Origin of the sequence: Candidatus Epulonipiscium viviparus (genome assembly GCF_000171335.1) — a bacterium.
In the GTDB taxonomy this organism is placed as follows: domain Bacteria; phylum Bacillota; class Clostridia; order Lachnospirales; family Cellulosilyticaceae; genus Epulonipiscioides; species Epulonipiscioides viviparus.
The window spans coordinates 1-23,156 of record NZ_ABEQ01000051.3; the positions used below are offsets into that span (position 1 = coordinate 1).

The 23,156-nt window shown below is 41.2% G+C and carries 13 protein-coding genes; 7 read left to right on the forward strand and 6 right to left on the reverse strand.

The genetic code is table 11. The features are described 5' to 3' along the window. A partial coding sequence (locus EPU_RS11985) for a hypothetical protein (protein ID WP_044149871.1) occupies positions 1–873 on the reverse strand: 873 nt, incomplete at its 3' end. Between the two features lie 27 nt (positions 874–900). Next, positions 901–4,098 carry a hypothetical protein gene (locus EPU_RS08085; RefSeq protein WP_010168286.1) on the reverse strand — a complete coding sequence of 1,066 codons (3,198 nt, stop codon included), beginning with the start codon at positions 4,096–4,098 and terminating at the stop codon, positions 901–903. Between the two features lie 288 nt (positions 4,099–4,386). Between EPU_RS08085 and EPU_RS11990 the strand changes: the two genes are divergently transcribed. Continuing rightward, on the forward strand, positions 4,387–6,639 hold the full coding sequence (locus tag EPU_RS11990) for a CIA30 family protein (protein WP_010168287.1): 2,253 nt from the start codon (positions 4,387–4,389) through the stop codon (positions 6,637–6,639). A gap of 60 nt (positions 6,640–6,699) precedes the next feature. Here the strand turns inward: EPU_RS11990 and EPU_RS11995 are convergent, their stop codons facing one another. Further along, on the reverse strand, positions 6,700–9,018 hold the full coding sequence (locus EPU_RS11995; RefSeq protein WP_044149873.1) for a glycoside hydrolase family 2 TIM barrel-domain containing protein: 2,319 nt from the start codon (positions 9,016–9,018) through the stop codon (positions 6,700–6,702). A gap of 139 nt (positions 9,019–9,157) precedes the next feature. Here EPU_RS11995 and EPU_RS08100 point away from each other — a divergent pair, with 139 nt between their 5' ends. Then, on the forward strand, positions 9,158–13,522 hold the full coding sequence (locus EPU_RS08100; protein WP_029488244.1) for a PolC-type DNA polymerase III: 4,365 nt from the start codon (positions 9,158–9,160) through the stop codon (positions 13,520–13,522). Between the two features lie 41 nt (positions 13,523–13,563). On the opposite strand, the gene EPU_RS08105 is transcribed toward EPU_RS08100, so the two are convergent. Together EPU_RS08105 and EPU_RS08110 are read right to left on the reverse strand one after the other, a co-directional pair. Beyond that, positions 13,564–14,184, reverse strand: a complete 621-nt coding sequence (locus tag EPU_RS08105) for a flavodoxin family protein (protein ID WP_010168290.1) — start codon at positions 14,182–14,184, stop codon at positions 13,564–13,566. 12 nt (positions 14,185–14,196) lie between these two features. Then, positions 14,197–14,994 carry an AraC family transcriptional regulator gene (locus EPU_RS08110; RefSeq protein WP_010168291.1) on the reverse strand — a complete coding sequence of 266 codons (798 nt, stop codon included), beginning with the start codon at positions 14,992–14,994 and terminating at the stop codon, positions 14,197–14,199. 142 nt (positions 14,995–15,136) lie between these two features. On the opposite strand from EPU_RS08110, the gene EPU_RS08115 reads away from it, so the two are divergent. From EPU_RS08115 to EPU_RS08135, 5 genes are all read left to right on the forward strand, one after another. Beyond that, on the forward strand, positions 15,137–16,174 hold the full coding sequence (locus EPU_RS08115; RefSeq protein WP_010168292.1) for a hypothetical protein: 1,038 nt from the start codon (positions 15,137–15,139) through the stop codon (positions 16,172–16,174). A gap of 102 nt (positions 16,175–16,276) precedes the next feature. Next, positions 16,277–17,824 carry an ABC-F family ATP-binding cassette domain-containing protein gene (locus EPU_RS08120; RefSeq protein WP_029488245.1) on the forward strand — a complete coding sequence of 516 codons (1,548 nt, stop codon included), beginning with the start codon at positions 16,277–16,279 and terminating at the stop codon, positions 17,822–17,824. 19 nt (positions 17,825–17,843) lie between these two features. After that, on the forward strand, positions 17,844–20,165 hold the full coding sequence (locus EPU_RS12000; RefSeq protein ID WP_010168294.1) for a glycoside hydrolase family 2 TIM barrel-domain containing protein: 2,322 nt from the start codon (positions 17,844–17,846) through the stop codon (positions 20,163–20,165). A 21-nt stretch (positions 20,166–20,186) separates the two neighbouring features. Then, positions 20,187–21,617, forward strand: a complete 1,431-nt coding sequence (locus EPU_RS08130) for a spore germination protein (protein WP_010168295.1) — start codon at positions 20,187–20,189, stop codon at positions 21,615–21,617. Positions 21,618–21,683: 66 nt separating this feature from the next. Further along, complete coding sequence (locus EPU_RS08135) at positions 21,684–22,556, forward strand: aldose 1-epimerase family protein (protein ID WP_010168296.1); 873 nt, start codon at positions 21,684–21,686, stop codon at positions 22,554–22,556. A 39-nt stretch (positions 22,557–22,595) separates the two neighbouring features. Here EPU_RS08135 and EPU_RS08140 read toward each other — a convergent pair whose 3' ends face one another. Further along, positions 22,596–23,147 carry a peptidylprolyl isomerase gene (locus tag EPU_RS08140; RefSeq protein WP_052296492.1) on the reverse strand — a complete coding sequence of 184 codons (552 nt, stop codon included), beginning with the start codon at positions 23,145–23,147 and terminating at the stop codon, positions 22,596–22,598. Positions 23,148–23,156 lie beyond the last annotated feature (9 nt).

Here is a 23,156-nt window from a genome sequence, read left to right on the forward strand (position 1 = left end):
CTCGCTATCTTCTTGAAACCCTTTTACTGCATTTACGATATCGTCATACCACCCTTTTACCTGGTTATACAGATCCTCCATTGCACCTGAGACATTCGTTTGAAGCTCGCCATTATCCTCGCTTGCTATCTGCTCATCTGCAACGACATCTTCTTGAGACCCTTTTACTACATTTACGATATTGTCATACAACTCTTTTGCCTGGTTATACAGATCCTCCATTGCACCTGCGACATTCGTTTGAAGCTCGCCATTATCCTCGCTTGCTATCTGCTCATCTGCGACGACATCTTCTTGAGACCCTTTTACTACATTTACGATATTGTCATACAACTCTTTTRCCTTGTTATACAGATCCTCCATTGCACCTGAGACATTYCTTTGAAGCTCGCYATTATCCTCGCTTGCTACCTGCTCATCTGCAACGACATCTTCTTGAAACCCTTTTACTACATTTGCGATATCGTCATACATTTTTTTTACTGCATTTACGATATTGTCATACAMCTCTTTTGCCTGGTTATACAGATCCTCCATTGCACCTGAGACATTCGTTTGAAGCTCGCCATTATCCTCGCTTGCTATCTGCTCATCTTCGGCGATATCTTCTTGAAACCCTTTTACTACATTTACGATATCGTCATACCACTTACTTATCACATCTGCAAATCCATTCTCACCTTCAGTCTCATTTCCATTTTCTGCCACTTCTGCAGCTCCAGTAATATCTACTTGAAGCCCACTCAGTACATATGTATCTCTTCTAATAGTCTCYCTACCCACCGCGTTTTCGCCATCTGATACATACATAGAAGCTGCCGCCACAATAGCTATCACCAAAGTAGACATTAGCATTCTACTCAATAATTTCATTACACTGCCTCCTTTTACAATTTTTTCCTACTTCCTTTTTAGCGCCTCTTTYATTAGATCATCAGCTTTCATACTCTTTTTTTTAGATTCGTCCTCATCTTCTTCATCCTCTTCATCTTCTTCAGCCTCTTCATCTTCTGCAACTTCCTCATCTCCTGCAAAGTACCCCTTTATGCCGCTCACCGCTTCATCGGCCATACCTTCTGCAAAAAATATAACAAAATTCGTAATACCARCTATTATTATTGATATTATCACTTTTTTTGCTTTTCTCGTTGCCAACTTTTTTTTGAAATTTTTTATAAATTTTTTCCTAGCTTCCTTCTGTTTTTGAGCCTTCGCTTTTAGAGCTAACTTCGTTGTCTTCGCTTTTAGAGCTAGCTTCGTTGTCTTCATTTTTTTTACTCCCTTTAGATTTGCGAAGCTTATCTTTTTATCTTTTGCAGACTTTCCAGCCTTTGCTTTTTTACTTGTCGCTCCCGATTCCGTTGCTTTTCCTATTTTCAGATTTGCAAATGCTGAAGTTTTCGCCGCATTCGATTCCGCTGGAGTTTTCCCCGTTGCTCCTGACTCTGTAGCTTTTCCCATTTTCGGATTTCCAAATGCTGGTGCTTTCGCCGTATTCGATTCTGCTGGAGTTTTCCCCGCTGCTCCCGATTCCGTTGCTTTTCCTATTTTCAGATTTGCAAATGCTGGAGCTTTCGCCGTATTCGATTCTGCTGGAGTTTTCCCCGCTGCTCCTGACTCTGTAGCTTTTCCCATTTTCAGATTTGCAAATGCTGAAGTTTTTGCCGCATTCGATTCCGCTGTTGTATTCCCAGCTGCTCCCGATTCCGTTGCTTTTCCTATTTTCAGATTTGCAAATGCTAAAGCTTTCGCCGCATTCGATTCCGCTGGAGTTTTCCCCGCTGCTCCCGATTCTGTAGCTTTTCCTATTTTCAGATTTGCAAATGCTGGAGCTTTCGCCGTATTCGGATTCGCAGATGCTGGAGCTTTCGCCGTATTCGATTCCGCTGTTGTATTCCCCGCTGCTCCCGATTCCGTTGCTTTTCCTATTTTCAGATTTGCAAATGCCGGTGCTTTTGCCGCATTCGATTCCGCTGGAGTTTTCCCCGCTGCTCCCGATTCTGTAGCTTTTCCTATTTTCAGATTTGCAAATGCCGGTGCTTTCGCCGTATTCGGATTCGCAGATGCTGGAGCTTTCGCCGTATTCGATTCCGCTGTTGTATTCCCCGCTGCTCCCGATTCCGTTGCTTTTCCTATTTTCAGATTTGCAAATGCTGAAGTTTTTGCCGCATTCGATTCTGCTGTTGTATTCCCCGCTGCTCCCGATTCTGTAGCTTTTCCCATTTTCAGATTTGCAAATGCTGGTGCTTTCGCCGCATTCGATTCCGCTGTTGTATTCCCAGCTGCTCCCGATTCTGTAGCTTTTCCTATTTTCAGATTTGCAAATGCCGGTGCTTTCGCCGTATTCGGATTCGCAGATGCTGGAGCTTTCGCCGCATTCGATTCCGCTGGAGTTTTCCCTGCTGCTCCTGACTCTGTAGCTTTTCCCATTTTCAGATTTGCAAATGCTGGAGCTTTCGCCGTATTCGGATTCGCAGATGCTGGAGCTTTCGCCGTATTCGATTCTGCTGGAGTTTTCCCCGCTGCTCCCGATTCTGTAGCTTTTCCCATTTTCAGATTTGCAAATGCTGGTGCTTTCGCCGCATTCGATTCCGCTGTTGTATTCCCAGCTGCTCCCGATTCTGTAGCTTTTCCCATTTTCAAATTTCCAAATACTGGAACTTTCGCCGTATTCGGATTCGCAGATGCTGGAGCTTTCGCCGTATTCGATTCCGCTGGAGTTTTCCCCGCTGCTCCCGACTCTGTAGCTTTTCCCATTTTCAGATTTGCAAATGCCAGTGCTTTCGCCGYATTCGATTCTGCTGGAGTTTTCCCCGCTGCTCCCGATTCTGTAGCTTTTCCCATTTTCAGATTTGCAAATGCTGGTGCTTTCGCCGCATTCGATTCCGCTGTTGTATTCCCAGCTGCTCCCGATTCTGTAGTTTTTCCCATTTTCAGATTTGCAAATGCCGGTGCTTTCGCCGTATTCGGATTCGCAGATGCTGGAGCTTTCGCCGTATTCGATTCTGCTGGAGTTTTCCCCGCTGCTCCTGACTCTGTAGCTTTTCCCATTTTCAGATTTGCAAATGCTGAAGTTTTTGCCGCATTCGATTCCGCTGTTGTATTCCCAGCTGCTCCCGATTCCGTTGCTTTTCCTATTTTCAGATTTGCAAATGCCGGTGCTTTCGCCGTATTCGATTCCGCTGTTGTATTCCCAGCTGCTCCCGATTCCGTTGCTTTTCCCATTTTCAAATTTCCAAATACTGGAGCTTTCGCCGTATTCGGATTCGCAGATGCTGGAGCTTTCGCCGTATTCGATTCTGCTGGAGTTTTCCCCGCTGCTCCCGACTCTGTAGCTTTTCCCATTTTCAGATTTGCAAATGCTGGAGCTTTCGCCGTATTCGGATTCGCAGATGCTGGAGCTTTCGCCGTATTCGATTCTGCTGGAGTTTTCCCCGCTGCTCCTGACTCTGTAGCTTTTCCCATTTTCAGATTTGCAAATGCCGGTGCTTTCGCCGTATTCGGATTCGCAGATGCTGGAGCTTTCGCCGTATTCGATTCCGCTGTTGTATTCCCCGCTGCTCCCGATTCCGTTGCTTTTCCTATTTTCAGATTTGCAAATGCTGAAGTTTTTGCCGCATTCGATTCCGCTGGAGTTTTCCCCGCTGCTCCCGATTCTGTAGCTTTTCCTATTTTCAGATTTGCAAATGCCAGTGCTTTCGCCGCATTCGATTCCGCTGGAGTTTTCCCCGCTGCTCCCGATTCCGTTGCTTTTCCTATTTTCAGATTTGCAAATGCCGGTGCTTTCGCCGTATTCGATTCTGCTGGAGTTTTCCCCGCTGCTCCCGATTCTGTAGCTTTTCCCATTTTCAGATTTGCAAATGCCGGTGCTTTCGCCGTATTCGATTCCGCTGTTGTATTCTCCGCTGCTCCTGACTCTGTAGCTTTTCCTATTTTCAAGTTTCCAAATACTGGAACTTTCGCCGTATTCGATTCTTCTGTTGGATTCTCCGCTGATTCCGAAGATTTTCCCATTTTCAGATTTGTAAATGCTAGAGCTTTCGCCGTATTTGATTCTGCTTTTTTTACATTCTCTTTAAAATTTTCTTTGAAATTCATTTTGTCCTCCAATTCTTCTTAACTTGTTTCATAATTTGATATCATTTTATTCAAAATACTTAATATTATATTATGTGGACATGATTTTGAATATGCACAAAAACTCATAGACATGATTTCTGAAATTTCAATTTGTTTCATCTAAATTATACTCTTTACAAATTTTATTTTTTATACTATAATTCATTATAATTATTTATTATTACAATATGACTAACCATCTACTTCAAAACGGTTACTGCTTGTAACAGTACATTTTTTACTACACTATATTTAGGAGGAATTTTTATGATGACATTAGATCATACTGTTCAGATAACATCTTTAGCAGGTACCCCGGAAAAGGCAAACTTGTCRTATTTACCTGACTCTGTTTCCCTTGCCGACAAACAAGCTACCCCAACCACTAGGGCCGCCGCTGCATTTTTGCGGTCTTTGTCTGCTGCTAATCAAACTTTGTTTGGGCATCAAAACGATCTCACTCACTGTGTATATTCCAATGCAGCTGGTGGCTCTGATGTTAAAGAAATTACCGGCACTTATGCTGGCCTTGTAGGTTTCGATGCCGCCACATTAACTGGTAGCGAAATAGAGGCAACCTCTCTTGCTGATGCGTTTGCCAAGAGTGTTGAAGTCACCAAAAAAGCTGCTAGCGAAGGCGCTCTCATTACTTTATCTGTTTATCCACCCAATTTTACAGATTCGCGATTTGATATATCTGATGGCGAATATGATTATTTCGGAGCCAGTTTCATAGATTCTAAAAATTTATCTGGCAACCCTGTCGCACACATCTTGCCCGGAGGTAAGCTCAACGATAAATTTAATACGTATCTCGATATAATCGTACAATACGCTTCCGCCATAGGAGATATCCCCGTACTATTTCGTCCGTTTCCCAAAAACAATGGCGGCTGGTTTTGGTGGGGCTCTGCTCTTTCTGTCAATACTTACAAATCTTTATATAGATACACTGTCGATTATTTAAAAGACAATGGTGTACATAATTTTCTATATGTATATTCACCAAACGGACCTTTCGACTCTATCGGTCATTATCTCGAAAAATTTCCTGGAGATGACTATGTCGATATTATGGCATTCAACTACTACTGCGACTACTCAATTGCTGGTGAACAATATAACACTCTGTATATAAATACACTTCAAACGTCTTGCAAAATTCTTGCTGAAGCTGCAATGATTAAAGACAAAATCCCAGCCTTATCCGAAACTGGTGCAAGCATTCGCCGCGCAGATGGCTCCAAAAATGGCTTAGATATTACGAATAATCCAATAGCAAACCAAAACTTTTTTGCTAATATTTTCAAAATCGCTCAAGAATGCGGATTGGCATACACCCTTTTATGGGCCAACTTTACTGCCGATGATTTTTTTATACCGTTTAAATATAACGCAACCTCCGGGCATGAAATGATTAATGAGTTCATAGATTTATACAATACAAGCGGAATTATTTTTGCYGCAGGCACGAATTTTTACGATACCACTCATCATGTTGAGGCCACATTAGAACCGCACCCTCCCACTGGATATTTGCTAGCTCCACACGATATGCAAACCATACTGAAACCTACAATGTTCATCGGTGTTGCTCAAAACGCAACAGAAGTAGAGTTTATGATTTCTGATTCTGCATCTGGGATCATCAGTTTTCCTGCTACAATCAATGAGGACGGGTTATATACCGTAACATTTTCTGAAGACGATATCGCTTCTATTATCCCAACCAACACAGCCGATATTTCACTACTTGCTGACGGAAAACTATTAGGACAGGTTTCATTTATTAGCATCGGCAAAGAAAGACCTTCTCCTCCGCAACATATCTTTGAAAACTTTGAATACTACTTTGGTTACGACGAAGTTGTTCGTTTGGCATATGGCGACTCTACCGCTGCCGCCGGAAGTAGCGCATCATTTAATTTGTATCCTCAACATGAAGGACTAGGGCAATTTATGGGACAACTAAACTATACGCTAGATTATCGCGGAACTACTGTATGGGCAGGCTTTGTTTCTGGCAAAAAGATTAAAATCTCCGGAGAGTTTAATTACAACGCACTTAGTATGTGGATTCAACCCGATGGGTATGGCCAAAAATTTGTGGTTCAGCTATCAACTGCACAGGAAGAGTTTGAAACAGAACTTACCGACTTTATGAAAACTACTGAAGCAAAATACATCACCATCCCATTTGATCAATTTATTGGTCAAAGATCTGGTAAGCCAGTTAATCCTGCAGAGATTAAATCTATTCAATTTTGGTTCAACTCTGTATTCGAAAATGTCGCATCGTTACCCGGCGACGGCTTGTTATCAAAACAGGGTGACCACTATATTTTAACGTCTTTTATATTTATAGATGATATTACGGCTATCAAAGTAGAGCCGTCATTGGTCTCCAACGCACCCGTTATATCTGATGAACCTCTTGTTCAACACGAAGTACTAGATCTTAGTCTATCCCGTGAACTTTCAGAGCTTCAGGATAAGATTTCCATATTTTCGCTTATCTAATATATGCACGCCATAGCAGATTCTTTCGCTGCTACGGCCTTATTTATGCGCATACCTTTATCATTTTACCTGTATCTTTGCCGTCGCTTCACCCAGTTCTGGCGCCGTTGCTTTTAGAGTTAGCGTTCCCGCCGCCGCCGATTTGGCTATCGCTACCAACTTTCCGCTAAATGCCTCACAGTATGGCTCTGTAAACATTCTTAACGATGTCGCATCTCCAGCATCAGCGGCTACATACTCTCCGCCATCTACTGTTAAATCCACTCTGTTATTAGCTTTTGGACACAGCACGCCGTCTTTATCCAAAATTTCTAAAACGAAGTATATTAGATCTTCTCCATCGGCTTTGATTTCGGTTCTCTCTGGTGTAATTTTTATTTGAGCCGGCTCTCCAGCTGTCTTTATTGTTGCACTCATTTTGGTCTTATCTTGCGCAACTACTGTAATTTCTCCTGGTACAAATTTTATATATTTCCAAATTAACCTGTTAGATAAAAGCTCATCGTTTTCATCTTTATGCTTAATTCCATGTGAAACTCCGTTTACAAACAACTCCGCTTCTTTTGCGTGTGTATAGCAATGGATATCTACTACATCTCCTTCGTTCCAATTCCAATGTGGCAATATATGGATAAATTCTTTATCTGTCCACGCCGACATATATGAATACGCACGATCTTTTTTTAGCCCTGCCAAATCATATATTCCAAAATATGAGCTACGCGATGGCCACTCCAAGCGATACGGTGTTGGCTCTCCCAGATAGTCAAAGCCTGTCCACACAAATTCTCCTAGCAGATAGTCATTTTTCTTTTGCACATATATTTCTCGTTCTGGATAGTATGCCCAAGCCGGCCCTTCCATATCGTATGAGCACATTTGCAAGTCTTCCATCGGCTCTGCTATTGATGGGTAGCGCTTTGGCAGATAGTAGTGCCCGCGAGAACTTAGGCAAGATGATGTTTCGCTACCATATAATACTGCATCTGGATATGTGTTATGAAAACGCACATACTGATGCGGCTTATAATTGGCACCAACTATATCAACTTCTGCTGCAAGCCCATTAGTAAATGCTCCTTCTGTGTTATTAAATCCTGCCGTCGTAGGTCGTGTTGGATCCTCTTCGTGGCAAATATCGCTTAAAAATTTTGCATACTTCCAGCCATATATCAATCGTTGCTCTAATATTTCGTTGCCTATCGACCACATTATAATAGACGGATGATTGCGATCGCGTTTTACCATCGTGCGAATATCTTTTTCACCTTCTTGATTAAAGTGCTTTCCGTATCCGTTTGAAACYTTTTGGATTTTCCATTCATCAAATGCTTCATCTATTGTTACAATTCCATACCTATCACACGCATCTAGATATTCTGGAGATGGCGGATTGTGGCTAAATCTAATCGCATTTACTCCTATATCGATTAACTTTTCAATTTGACGATTGATAGCAGATATATTAACCACGGCTCCTAGCGCTCCCAGATCGTGATGCATGCACACACCGTTTAGCTTTGTATATTTATTGTTGATATATAAGCCTTTGTCTGGGCCGTAGTCAATTGTTCTAATGCCAAATTTAGTTATTGCGATATCTGCTTCTTTTCCTTTTATATATAGTTTTGCTTCGAAGGTATATAAATACGAATTTAATATTTCCCACAGATGATAATTTTCAAGTTCTAATTCTCCAGAAAACTTTGCTTTCGTTGAAGTATATTTTTGAGATGCTACCAATTTACCTTCTTGGTCATATATTGCAACATCGAGCATATACTCTTGTTCATTAGTTGCCACGTTAATATCGAATGCTACTTCTGCGCAATCTCCCTTTACTGCCGGACGTATGAACAATGGCAAATATGGAAAATATTCACTGCCTTTTTGAACCAAACGCACATTTCTATATACTCCTGCTCCTGGATACCATCGCGACGCATTGCCTTCTGGGCGCACCGAAATAGCCAGCAAGTTGTTTTCTCCAAACTTACAAGCACTAGTTATATCTACACTAAACGATGAATAGCCATAAATTCTGCCACCCACTTCAGTTTCATTTACATATATCGTACTGTTACACATGATTCCATCAAATTCTAAGAATACATTTTTGGCATCTTTGTCCACAAAAAATTCTTTGCGATACCAAGCCCAATCGGTAATTGGCAACGCTCCGGTTCGCCCAACATGAGTAATCTTATCGTGGATTCCATCGGCTTCCACTTTTTCGCCTTGTTTATCGTTATCCGGAGAAAAGGGTCCCTCTATCGCGTAATCGTGTGGTACAGATACTATTCTAAAATCTGAGTCGTCAAAATCTACTCTATATGCATCGTTCATTTCACCTTTTTTGAATTTCCAATTATGTTTCATACATACCTCCAAAACTTGTTATTGAACTATCTTCTAGCAGACTATCATATCAGTAAAATTTTTGCAAGGCTCACCTGTTATAAAAACACTAGCGATTGCCAATACTGCTTATATACTATATATAGAAGGAAGTTTTACAATGGCTGACAAAAAGTTCTTTGATGTACTAACCGACTTAACACTCAATCCCAACTTACGCAATACGATGAAAAATTCATTGGTTACAGATGTTCAATTTAGCAAAAGTCAAAATAAGTTAATATTCTTTATAGCAATGTCATCAAATTTGCTATCTTTTACGACCAAACAAGCTATTATTACACAAATAAAATCTCAACTTTTTAGCAACGCTAACTTTGATATTTGCATCGAGGATTCTTACAATCTACCTAGCGAATACACACTAGAAAAACTCGTCGCAGAATACCACCCGATCTTGCTAGAGGAGCTTATGAGCTGCAATCTTTTATTTCATCTAATTCTACGAGAGTCCACTTTTTGCGTAGAAAACGATACTGTCGTTATTAATATCGCAACCGACGCTTTTAACGACCAAACCTTTAACAAATTAATACTATTTCTACAGGATACTTTTGCTCAGCGATTTAACAAGACTGCAGCTTTTACGTTTAACTTTGGCGCTATCGATGCTTCTCCTACTTATAGCATTAGCGAACAAAATCTATTAAAGGAAATCGAACGCATCAGGRCCGAATCACCTGTTCGCAGTAAAGTTAAACCTTCTGACCAGCTACCTTCTACTGCCAAATCCTCATCGTCGTCATATCGGTCACGCAAAAAAGTAAAGGTCGATATGACCAATATGATTTATGGCCGAAATTGCGAAGGATCTGCTATAYCTATCGATGAAGTTGTGGATGAGATCGGCGAAGTTGTAGTTCAGGGCGAGCTATTAAACATCGAAACTCGAGTAATTCGCTCCGAAAAAACAATTATCATTTGTGATTTGTCTGACTATACGGATACGATCACCTTCAAAATATTTGCAGCTAATGAAGAAGTGGGTAATATACTATCGGAGCTTAAAAAAGGCGATTACTATAAAGTTAAGGGCGTGGCAGTCTATGACAAATTTGACAAAGAAGTTGCCTTAGCCTCGATTAGGGGAATCAAGAAGATTGATGCTTTTCGCCAAAAACGCGTCGATACTGCGCCAGTTAAACGAGTAGAATTACATCTGCACACAAAGATGAGCGATATGGATAGTGTAGTTGATATTAAGGCCATGATCAAGCGTGCCAAAGAGTGGGGAATGCCCGCTGTTGCCATAACCGATCATGGCTGCCTCCAAGCGTTTCCGATTGCCAACCACTGTATAGAAAAAGATGACCCCTTCAAAATTATATATGGCGTCGAAGCCTATTTTGTAGATGACTGTACGAAGATTGTTTCTGGCGATGCCACCGCAACTTTTGAAGATGAGTTTGTTATCTTCGACTTAGAAACCACTGGCCTTAGCTCTTCATCCAACAAGATAATCGAAATCGGCGCAGTAAAAATACGCAACGGCAAGATCATCGATACTTTTAGCTCCTTTGTAAATCCCGAAACCGATATCCCAGAACATATCACCGAATTAACCGGCATAACCACTACCGATATCGCAGATGCGCCCACCATCGCCGCCGTCTTGCCGCAGTTTGTAGAGTTTTGCGCCTCCGCAATATTGGTTGCACATAACGCAGATTTTGATATGGGTTTTATATTACACAACACCCGCGACCTCGCAATCGAATTTAACAAAACCTATATAGACACTGTCTCTATGGCGCGAATTCTTCTTCCAAATCTTGGCAACGCAAAGCTCTCCAACATTGCCAACAAACTTAAGGTGTCGCTCAAAAACCATCATAGGGCCGTYGACGATGCCTCCGCCACTGCCGAAATTTTTCTCAAATTTATAGAAATGCTTGCGCAAAGAGAAATCCGCAACCTCGATCAACTCAACGAGCTAAGCAACACTTCCGCCGAAGCTATAAAAAAATTACCMACATATCAYGGCATCATCTTGGTCAAAAATGAAATCGGTCGCATAAATCTCAACAAACTCGTTTCCGCATCGCATCTCGACTACTTCGCTCGGCGCCCCCGAATGCCAAAAAGTTTGATAGCCCAGCATCGTGAAGGACTTATCATCGGCTCTGCCTGCGAAGCTGGAGAAGTTTTTTCTGCACTACTAAGAGATAGCAACAACATCGAAAGCATCGTGGACTTTTATGATTATCTCGAAATTCAGCCCACCATGAATAATGAGTTTATGATACGCAGTGATAAGCATGCTGCAACATCCAGAAAAGATTTGGAAGATTATAACAAAAGGATAGTTCAACTTGGAGAAAAGTGTGGCAAGCGCGTCGTCGCAACCTGCGATGTMCATTTTTTAGACCCCGAAGACGAAATTTATAGACGTATTTTGATGGACTACAAAGGTTTTAAAGATGCGGACTTGCAACCGCCGTTATATTTTCGAACCACCGATGAGATGCTCGACGAATTTAGTTACCTCGGCTCTGCAAAAGCATATGAAGTCGTTGTAGAAAATACCAATGCTATTGCAACGCAGATCGAAAAAATTTCACCCGTGTTGCCCGACAAGTGCCCTCCCGTAATTGCCGATTCCGACAAGGAGCTACGTAAGATTTGCTATGACAAAGCTCATGAAATTTATGGCCCCGACTTGCCAGAGCCCGTTACTGCTAGACTCGAGCGCGAGTTAAACTCTATCATTAGCAATGGCTATGCCGTGATGTATATCATTGCGCAAAAGCTTGTGTGGGACTCCAACGACCACGGGTATCTGGTAGGCTCGCGAGGTTCGGTTGGCTCATCATTTGCAGCAACAATGTCTGGAATTACAGAGGTAAATCCGCTGGCTGCACACTATATATGCCCCCAATGCTTTTATACAGATTTTGATACCAACTCCGCAGGCACCTCGGGTTGCGACATCCCCGATCGAAATTGTCCYAAATGCCAAACACCACTCAACAAAGAAGGCCACGACATTCCCTTCGAAACATTTTTGGGATTCTACGGCGACAAAGAACCCGATATCGACCTCAACTTTTCGGGTGAATATCAATCGAAGGCACATAAATATGTAGAAGTGCTTTTTGGAGAGGGCAAGGCATTTAGAGCTGGCACCATAGGCACTGTTGCTGATAAAACTGCCTTAATGTATGTATTCAAATATCTTGAAAAGCGACAACTTTCTAAGCGCCGTGCCGAGATGCGACGAATTGCTTCGGGATGTACTGGCGTTAAGCGAACAACAGGGCAACACCCCGGCGGCATTATCGTCGTTCCCCATGATCGCGATATATACGAATTTTGTGCCGTCCAACATCCCGCCAACGATGTGAATACTCCTATWATTACAACGCATTATGAGTATCACTCAATAGATCACAACCTACTAAAACTTGATATTCTGGGGCACGATGATCCTACAATTATTCGACGATTAGAAGATATAACAGGGATTTCTTCTGCAACTATACGGCTAGACGAYAAAGACGTGATGGCGCTATTTCATGGCACTGCAGTATTAGGCATACAGCCAGCAGACATTTCTGGAATTCAACTTGGGTCCTTAGGAGTTCCAGAATTTGGAACAGATTTCGTTATCCAGATGCTATTAGATGCRAAGCCGCAAAATTTTTCTGACCTCGTTCGAATTTCTGGGTTATCTCATGGCACCGACGTSTGGCTCGGCAATGCACAAACTTTGATCGAAGAAGGCAAGGGCACCATCTCAACTGTTATATGYACTCGCGATGACATYATGACTTATCTCATAAGCATGGGGCTCGAAGCCGGAACAGCATTCACCATTATGGAAAGCGTCCGTAAAGGCAAAGGCCTAAAGCCCGAATGGGAACAGGCTATGCTAGAAAAAGATGTACCCGATTGGTATATTTGGTCATGCAAGAAAATTAAGTATATGTTTCCAAAGGCCCACGCTGCCGCATATGTTATGATGGCCTGGCGCATTGCTTGGTATAAGGTATTTCATCCACTTGCCTACTATACGGCATTCTTTAGCATACGCGCATCATCCTTTAACTACGAACTGATGTGTTTTGGCAAAGAAAAGTTGGAAGCCAATATGAAGGCAATCACCTCTATGCCCAAAGATAAGCAAACTGCAAAGGATCAGGATACACTCAAGGATATGCGAATTGTACAGGAGATGTATGCCAGAGGTTTTTCGTTTAAGCCGATCGATATTTTTACTGCATCTGACGTAGATTTTCAAATTATAGATGGCCAGATCATGCCTTCTCTAGGAACAATAGATGGGATGGGCGACAAAGCTGCCGCCATGGTTGTCGAAGCTGCAAAGAATGGTCCATTTTTATCACGAGACGAATTCAAAACTCGAACCAAAGTCAATCAAACCGTTATCGATAAAATGTATCAACTTGGAATGCTTGGCGATCTCCCCGAGTCAAACCAAATAAGCTTTATGGACATTATGTAAGCAACTACTGCTGAATTAGCTTCGGCAGTAATTGCTTTTTCTTAACGCACGAAATTTGTATGCACTAAAACTGGCAACTCTCTTGGTACAATGCCGTTATTTTTTCCAGCTTCTATACATTTTAGAAGCCACGCCATGTTGTTGCCTAGTACTTGCATCACCTGTGTTCCTTCTATATCTTGTTGTGTTTGTTCTCCGCTTAGCCCGTATACTTGGTTCCAATACGTTGAGCTGACCACCGGCATCTGATTGATCGTAAAATATTTGTTTAGCTGATCGAACGTTGACGATTGTCCTCCACGTCTAGCGACAGTTACCGCACTGGCGGGCTTATATGCCAAATTTTTTCCAGCGCTATAAAACAGCCTATCCATAAATGCAGTAATAAACCCCGTCGCAGCGGCGTAGTGAACCGGTGATCCAAATACAAAGCCATCCGCATCTTTGGCTAGCTGTGCAAACTCATTTACCGAATCATTCAAAATACATTTGCCAGATTTTCTACATACATTACAACCTAGGCATCCAGAAATCGCCTTGTTACCTATCCAATAGATCTCGGCTTCTATTCCATTTTCTTCTAAGCTCTCCTTCACATTGGTCAATGCGGTAAACGTTGTTCCTTGTGGCTTTGCGCTACCATTTACTAAATAAACTTTCATATCAATACCTCCTTATTTACCCATTCTCGATTGCCTAAACTGCGATGGYGAATATCCTATACGCTTCTTAAAAACTGCACTAAAATAGAACGGCGAACTAAACCCCAGTGTATTTGAAATTTCTTCGATTGTATCAGTGGTTGTTCGCAGTAAAATTTTTGCCTTCTCTATCTTTTTGTTTGTTATATATTCTATTGGAGTTTGCCCAAAGGTGCTAGAAAATAGGGTACACAAATAATTTGCATTAAGATGCGCAAATTTAGCAAGCTCCGTTAGAGTAATCTTGCGCTCCAGGTTTTCATCGATATACTTTACCAACTTTCCCATTACAGTTTGATTTGGCACATCATTAATTTTTACAAACTCGCATTCACTAAAATAGAAATGTATAATTCTTAATAGCAGTGCTTTTGCGTATATAGCATCTATCGGATTTTTGCTCTCATGGTACTTTACTAGCTTTGCAAACAGCTTGTAGGATATTTTTTTATTTGCATTTTTTACCAAAAGTGGAAACGACAAATACACTGCAATGTCTGTACTCAATATATCTGCATCAAAATGGCACCAGTATTTTTTGTATGGTTTATCTTTATTGGTTGCATATGAATTTAGAGAACCCTTTGGCACAAACATAATATCTCCCACCTCTGGATAATATTCTGTCTTATTGCACGTTACCGATCCTTCGCCCTCAAGAATTAGATATAACTTATTTACATCAGGATGCTCGTTGACCTCTCCCCAATCCTTGCTTACGTATCCACAAGTTGCTGTAATTAAATTTACTCTTAAGTTGCTATAATACACATTTCTCACCCCTCTACAACACAAAATTATAGTATCAAAAAAATCAAATATCAAGGCTAAAAGTTAAGCATATAAATAATTTTGAATTAATATACTAATATTATTAATTACTTTTTGAAATTCACTAAGAAAGGACACTACTATGATTAGTATTAACCCCCGGTTAGAAAATTATATTTTTACCACTTTAGGAGCAATTTATGATACAAACTATGATGAAACCAAAGCAAACTTAGAAAACGATGCTTATCAAAATCGCAAATATTTGGGAACCTACTTTCCTCGTACATTTGTAGAAGCCTACCGAATATATTATAATTTATTTGCACAACAGATAGTCTGGCAAACTTTTGATCAAAAAGATGAAATCAAGATTATAGCAATTGGTTCTGGCACAGGCGGTGATATATTTGGTCTGCTAAATGTCCTCAATCATTATTTTACTAACAAAACTTTTACAATTTATTCCATAGACGGCAATGCAAACGCTCTGCAACTACAAACGCATCTCATTGAACATATTCAGTCTTTTATCCCACTCGATTCGCAACATAACAAACTCGTCTCTAATCTTTATAAAATAACATTCAACAATCCCAAAGTTATTGCTCAATCCCTAAAAAACCTCCACCTCGGCAGCACTGTCGATATTATGCATACATTTAAATTTTGCAACGAAATATATAACTTTCTCGATGGCACCGATATCTTTTCGCAAATTATCTCACTTGCCGAAACGCATCTCACACAAAACGGCCTATTGGTTCTTGAGGATGTAACCACCAAAAACTACGACTGCCAATATAATGCGGTTACACTAAACAACCAAATCAACAATTATATGAAAGCAAAGAAGGATACAATGCTACGCTACATTTTGCCAAAACCTTGCGCACGTTGGAATGAAGATTGCCAGTCTACTAGTTGTTTTAGCTCTGTGCAATATAGCGTTCAGCATCGAGGGAATCCTAATGATATTTCTGCCGTTACCTACAAGGTAGTTGCCAAGCCTCCTCTGGGAGATTCTCTAATCCAAACTTTTGCTAACGAGCCAGGAGTCTACAAAATGCGTGATATTGCTGATGGGCACTATTGCCTCGGAGGGCAACATTATCAGAATGTCGATGATGCATCCAATTCTAATATCAACCTGGTTCGAACCGATCCTTTTATACTGTAATACTATTTACAAAGCATTCCAAATTATGCTATACTGTATTGCCCCTCAAATCTAGAGGGGATTTTTTATATATTTAGGCATATATTCAGAAGGAGAATTTTTATGAGYGTATTAGATGTATCAAACGTGACTCACGGATTTGGCTCACGTTCCATATTAGAAGATGTTTCATTTCGATTATTAAAAGGTGAAAAGGTTGCTCTTGTTGGTGCAAACGGCGAGGGCAAATCCACTTTTTTAAATATTATTACCGGAGCTTTGATGCCAGATAGCGGCACCGTCAAGTGGTCTAACCGCGTAACTGTAGGATACCTAGACCAGCAATCATCACTTATTAAGGGCACAACCATTCGCGAAAACCTACGTCGTGCCTTTGACGCGTTGTTCGATCTCGAAAAAGAAATGCTAGAGCTTTACGACAAAATGGGTGAAGCTTCTGATGTTGACCGCCTTATGGAAGACGCTGCCGAGATTCARAACATCCTTGACAGTAGTGGTTTTTATGTGCTAGATTCCAAGATAGAAGAAGTTGCCGCCGGGCTGGGTCTTGCCGAAATCGGGCTTGATAAAAATGTAGCTGAGCTTAGCGGTGGGCAACGAACAAAGGTTCTACTTACCAAGCTGCTGCTACAAAACCCGACTATCCTAATTTTGGATGAGCCCACCAACTATCTCGACGAAAATCACATCACCTGGCTTAAACGCTACTTGCAAAACTATGAAAATGCGTTTATTCTCGTATCTCACGATATTCCATTTGTAAACGATGTCTGTAATATTATCTATCACGTTGAAAAAAGTCACATCACCAGGTATGTCGGCAATTACGAAGAATTTCAGCGTGTCTATGCTCTAAAAAAAGAACAAGCACAAAAAGCGTATGATAGACAGCAAAAGGAGATCGACAAGCTCGAAGACTTTATTGCTAGAAACAAGGCCCGCGTTGCCACTACCGGAATGGCTCGAAGCCGCATGAAGCAATTAGACAAAATGGACAAGCTAGAAAAGCCTCGCGAAAAACCAAAGCCTATATTCAACTTTAAATTTTCAAAAGCTCCTAGTAAATTTTTGATCGAAGCGCATGATTTGGTGATCGGATACGACTCTGCTCTCACCTCTCCGATGAACTTTAGCATAGAGCGTGGAAAAAAAATTGCCATATGCGGTGTAAAYGGTTTAGGAAAATCTACCCTACTCAAAACATTGCTTGGCATCACTGCACCATTTTCAGGAAAAGTGGCATTGGGAGAAAACATCGATTTGGGTTATTTTGAACAAGAAGAAGTAGTCAGCAACCGAACAGCGTTAGACGAAATGTGGGCTGCGTATCCATCTATGACCAATCACGAAGTGCGTTCCGAACTTGCAAAATGCGGCCTTACCACCGACCACATCACCAGCCTGATGCGTGTACTTTCTGGAGGCGAAAATGCAAAGGTACGCTTATGTAAAATTCTACACAACGAACTCAATTTGCTGGTACTCGACGAACCTACCAATCATCTCGACCAATACGCCAAAGATGAATTGTCTCGCGCTCTGGCCTCATTTCGCGGAACCATTTTAGTCGTATCACACGAACCAGCTTTTTATAATTCGTTTGCAACAGAAATTATGAATATCGAAGACTACACCACTAAAACTATATAACAACACTTTGGAGGTAAGCATGGATAAATTTTGGAAATTTGCAAAAAGTACTCAGGATGATGCATATAAAATTGATTTTGATGATTCTGATTTTGTAACAGTGGCGGTGCCTCACGACTATGCCATTGACGGACCTTTTGCAGAGGAAAACGATAAGCAATTTGAGAAAATCGTGGCCGATGGCATCAACAAACCCATGGTACACGTTGGCAGAACTGGCGGATTACCTATTACCGATTGGGCCTGGTATCGCAAGGAGTTCTTTGTTGATGCTGCAACCAAAAATGTATTTCTCGAGTTTGATGGCATCATGTCTAACAGCACAGTCTATGTGAATGGCATCAAAGTTGGCGGGCACATCTATGGCTACACTTCTTTTTGCGTTGATGCCACATCGGCTTGCAACTTTGGCGCCACCAATCTTGTTGCTGTATCTGTACGCCCCGAGGGACATGCCTCCAGATGGTACACCGGCGCTGGGATCTATCGCAATGTTCGATTGGTTCAGAAAGGAGATGCGTATTTCCCATATCAGGCCATATTCGTTCGCCCAACAGTTCGAGGCAAACGTGCCGAGATAGATTTCGACATCAACATCATTGCCGCCGAAGAATATATTCTCGAAGTTGAAATTTGCGACCAGAGCAATAACATTGTTGCATCTCAAAAGTTTATTTCCAACAAAGCGAAGTTCTCTGGACAGATTGCATTAGATAATTATCATCTGTGGGAAGTGTTAAATGCGTATCTCTACACTTTTACTGCTAAACTACATGTAAAAGGAAAGAACTCCGACACAACTGCAACCAAGTTTGGCATCCGAACTATAAAATATGACGCAAACAAAGGACTTTTCATCAACGACAAATATATTAAATTAAACGGTGTCTGTATGCATCATGACCTGGGCGCGATAGGTGCTGCCGTAAATATTTCTGCAATACGTCGCCAGCTCGAAAAACTTATTGATATCGGCACCAATGCTATTCGATTTAGCCACAATCCTCCGTCTCCCGAATATCTTGATATGTGCGACGAATATGGTTTACTGACTATGGACGAAGCATTCGATGAGTGGGAGCTCCATAAACTTAAAAATAGCTATGCCAAACATTTCAAACAAGAGGCAATTGCCGATATGACGGCCATGGTTTGCCGCGACAGAAATCACCCCAGCGTTTTGATGTGGTCCATTGGCAACGAAATTTTAGAGCAAAAGCTGATTTATGGCTGGAAATATGCCAAGTTTTTTAATGATATTTGCCACGCTCATGATTATACTCGCCCCACCACCGCTGGGTTTAACAACACCGAGACCGCTTTTATCAATGGGCTAACTGCAGAAGTTGATATCGTTGGTGTCAATTATAAGCCGCATCAATATGACCGCTTTCACCAAATTTATCCAGATGCAGTTCTATATGGCAGCGAAACCGCTTCTGCACTTAGCTCTCGCGGACACTATTATTTTCCAGTAAAGTATCCTAGCATTGCACCAAATGCTCCCGACTTGCAAGCATCTTCATATGATTTGCTAGGCAGGCCGTGGTCGTATTATCCTGAGCGAGAATTTTTTGTACAGAAGAAGTACAAATATTTATTAGGAGAATTTGTCTGGACCGGCTTCGACTATTTGGGTGAACCATCTCCGTATCATTCCGACTGGCCTTCTCGCAGTTCATACTTTGGCATCTACGATCTTGCTGGCCTCAAAAAAGATCGAGCATATGCGTATATGTCTGCCTGGACCAACAAAAAATTTGTACACGTACTGCCACACTGGAATTGGAATGAGGGCGATGTGATAGATATTCATTGTTACACTCACGCTCATGCAGCAGAATTATTTGTAAACGGYGTTTCGCATGRCATTCAACACAAAGATGAAAACGACGAGCTACTTTCAAATCGTCTAATCTGGACTGATATTGTATTTGCACCTGGCCAAATCAYGGTTGTTGCAGATGACGGGCTCTCAACCACGATCAAAACCGCGGAGGCACCTGCCAAGCTTCGAGTTACTGCAGAAACGGCATCAATTGCTGCKACCGGCGATGACTTCGCTTATTTTGAAGTTGATGTGCTCGATGCAGCTGGAAATATATGTCCACATGCAAATACCCGAGTAGTATTTTCGGTGAGCGGTGGCGAGTACGTTGCTTCTGATGCGGGCGACGCGACATCCACACGTATTTTTGCTCAGCCATACTGCGAAGCATTTCACGGCAAGCTCATCGCAATTGCAAAGTCTTCCGATGCGGGCCGATTGACATTGACCGCTTCTGCCGATGGCTTAGCATCTGATTCTTGTAGTATAGATGTAGTTAGTTTGGAAGTATAAATTTACTAGGTAGGTGACAGAGTGGTATTATCCGACAAAATTGATAAAAATCTCGAGACTTTGAGAGCTATTTTGCCTTTCGAAAGAAGCTTCGATTTATTACAAAAAAAGATCCATCTTTATAACAAAACTTTTTACTTGTTTCTTATAGATGGGTTTACTAAAGAATCTAACACCGAATTTATTCGTCGTGACATCTTGGCTCTTGGCGAGGCAACGGTTAATTCTATCTTTAACGCAACACAGCTTGTGGAACTAGCMATAAGCTCTGTCGAGGCTGCTGCAGTTACTGATTTAAACRCCATTGTCACAGCATTACTTTCGGGGCAAACGGTTATTCTTTTTGACGGATCCCCCTCTGCGGCCGTTGTTGACTTGCGAGACTACCCCACTCGTCGCATTGGTGAGCCCGACCAAGAAAAAGTTTTGCGCGGTGCCAAGGACGGGTTTGTTGAGTCGCTGATTCTTAACACTGCCCTTATACGCCGACGCATTCGAGATCCACATCTAACTTTTGAGTTAATTCAGGTTGGTACTATTTCTAAAACTGATGTTGTAATCGGTTATATGTCTAATAGAGCCGACGCCAAAGTTTTAAAAATTATTCGGAACAAGTTGCTTAATCTACAAGTAGCGGCCTTAACCGCTGCAGACGAGAGCTTGGTGGAGGCGCTTTCTGCCAAGAATTGGCTTAATCCTCTGCCTCGTGCAAAATATACGGAGCGCCCTGATGCCGCTGCAACGCATATTGTAGAAGGAAAAATTTTACTTATTGTTGATAATACCCCTTCTATTATGATTTTGCCCGTAGGATTTCTAGATTTTATGCAAGACATGGATGATTACTATTTGCCGGTGATGACGGGAAATTATTTAAAGTTGGTACGCGTACTCGTGTTATTTATGAATCTATTTTTGACGCCAGTGTATGTGTTGCTAGTTGAAAATCCGTCTTGGATTCCCGAATGGCTYGCATTTATATTGCCAACCAAAGAAAGTAACTTAGACTTATTCGTTCAATTTTTATTTTTGGAAGTTGCCGTCGATGCGCTTAAAATTGCTTCGCTGAACACACCAAATTCACTTGGAATGTCCCTTTCTGTTATTGGCGGATTAATTTTAGGAGAATATTCTATACAAACCGGCTGGCTCATTCCTCATGCAATATTGTATATGGCTGTTGTTGCTCTTTCTAGCTTCACCCAGTCTAGTGCCGAGCTAGGATATAGCATCAAATTTTCGAGAATTCTTTTACTAATTCTTGTCGGCATTTTCGGATTATGGGGATTCATTATTGGCGTCGCTATCAATATTACAGTGCTTGCAACAACAAAAACTATCGTGGGGGGTAGTTATTTATACCCACTGTTTCCTTTTAATAGAGCAGATTTGATCGCATTACTCTTGAGGAAACCGCTATCTGATGCTCGATCTATAGAAAATAAACCCTAAGCTCTTGACAAATTTGCCCAAACGCGATAGTATGTTTTTTGTACAACATTTAAGGAGGGTTTTAAATTGGAATATATATTAAAAAATAGCAATTGTACAGCAGTTGTAAAAACACTAGGCGGCGAGCTTTGTTCATTTAAAGACAGCTCTGGAAAAGAATATTTATGGCAATCTGATCCTAAGTATTGGCCTGGATGCGCGCCTGTTTTGTTTCCGATAGTTGGGGCCTTAATCAATGAGACTATCAAATTTGATGACAAACCTTATACGATACAAAAACATGGTCATGCTAGAAAAGTTGAATATGATGTGATTGAAGCAATCGAAAACAAAATCGTTCTAGAAAACACTTATACTGATGAAACATTAGCTCATTACCCTTACAAATATAAACTTACTGTAACCCAAACTCTTAATGACAATGGATTTACTACCGAATATTGTGTTAAAAATGTTGATACCGTACCTATGATTTTTTGTTTAGGTGCTCATCCTGGCTTTAACTGCCCATTAGATGGCGGAGATTTTTCTGATTATACTTTAGTATTTAACAAAGAAGAAACTCCAGAAGTTTATAACACAGATACCAAGAGCATCTTAAGCTTTGAAAATCCTATACACTTAATGCATAACAAAAGGATTCCTCTATCTCATAGTTTGTTCGATAACGACGCCTTTATTTTTAGAAAAATTAACTCCGATGAAATTAAGCTTGTTAACGAGGCAACTGGAAAAGGACTTTCGCTTTCATTTACTGGGTTTGAAGCATTAGGAATTTGGACTCCTCCAGGCATTAAAGCACCTTTTGTATGTATTGAACCTTGGTGCGGACTTCCTGCTATATATGGAGAATCTGGAGAGTTTAACGACAAGCCTTTTGCTGTTACGCTGCAGCCTGGTCAAACCTATACCACTTCATATACTATGACAGTAATCTAATAAAAAAAGACCCCTCATATATGGGGTCTTCTCTTTTTGCTACGAAATAGCTATCTTTTCTGGTGCCGGCAAATCTATTCCTTTTCTATCGATCGTAATTTTCTCAATTACCACATCTTCTTTGGGTCTGTCATTTGCATTGGTTTTTACGTTTTCTATCTCATCAACAATCTCCATTCCCGAAATAACTTTTCCAAATGCTGCATACTCACCATCCAAATGCGGTGAATCGGCAGACATTATAAAAAATTGACTACTAGCAGAATTGGGGTTCATCGATCTTGCCATAGACAAAACTCCCTCGGTATGTTTTATATCGTTACTATACCCATTGCTTGCAAACTCACCCTTAATTTGGTATCCCGCGTTGCCCGTTCCGTTTCCTTCTGGATCTCCGCCTTGTAGCATAAAGTCTTTGATCACTCGATGAAAAATCAGTCCATCATAAAATCCAGCTTCCGCTAATGCAACAAAGTTACTTACCGTGTTTGGTGCTATATCATAATATAAGTTTGCCACGATGTCTCCGTAACCTTTAATCGTAATTGTAGCAACAGGATAAATTATCCCCTCTTTCTCTACTGTATCCACAGCCGGCTC

Excerpts from the sequence above, each read along its gene's own strand:
- EPU_RS08105 (WP_010168290.1), bottom strand. The coding sequence starts at position 14,184 with ATGAAAGTTTATTTAGTAAATGGTAGCGCAAAGCCACAAGGAACAACG.
- EPU_RS08115 (WP_010168292.1), top strand. The coding sequence starts at position 15,137 with ATGATTAGTATTAACCCCCGGTTAGAAAATTATATTTTTACCACTTTA.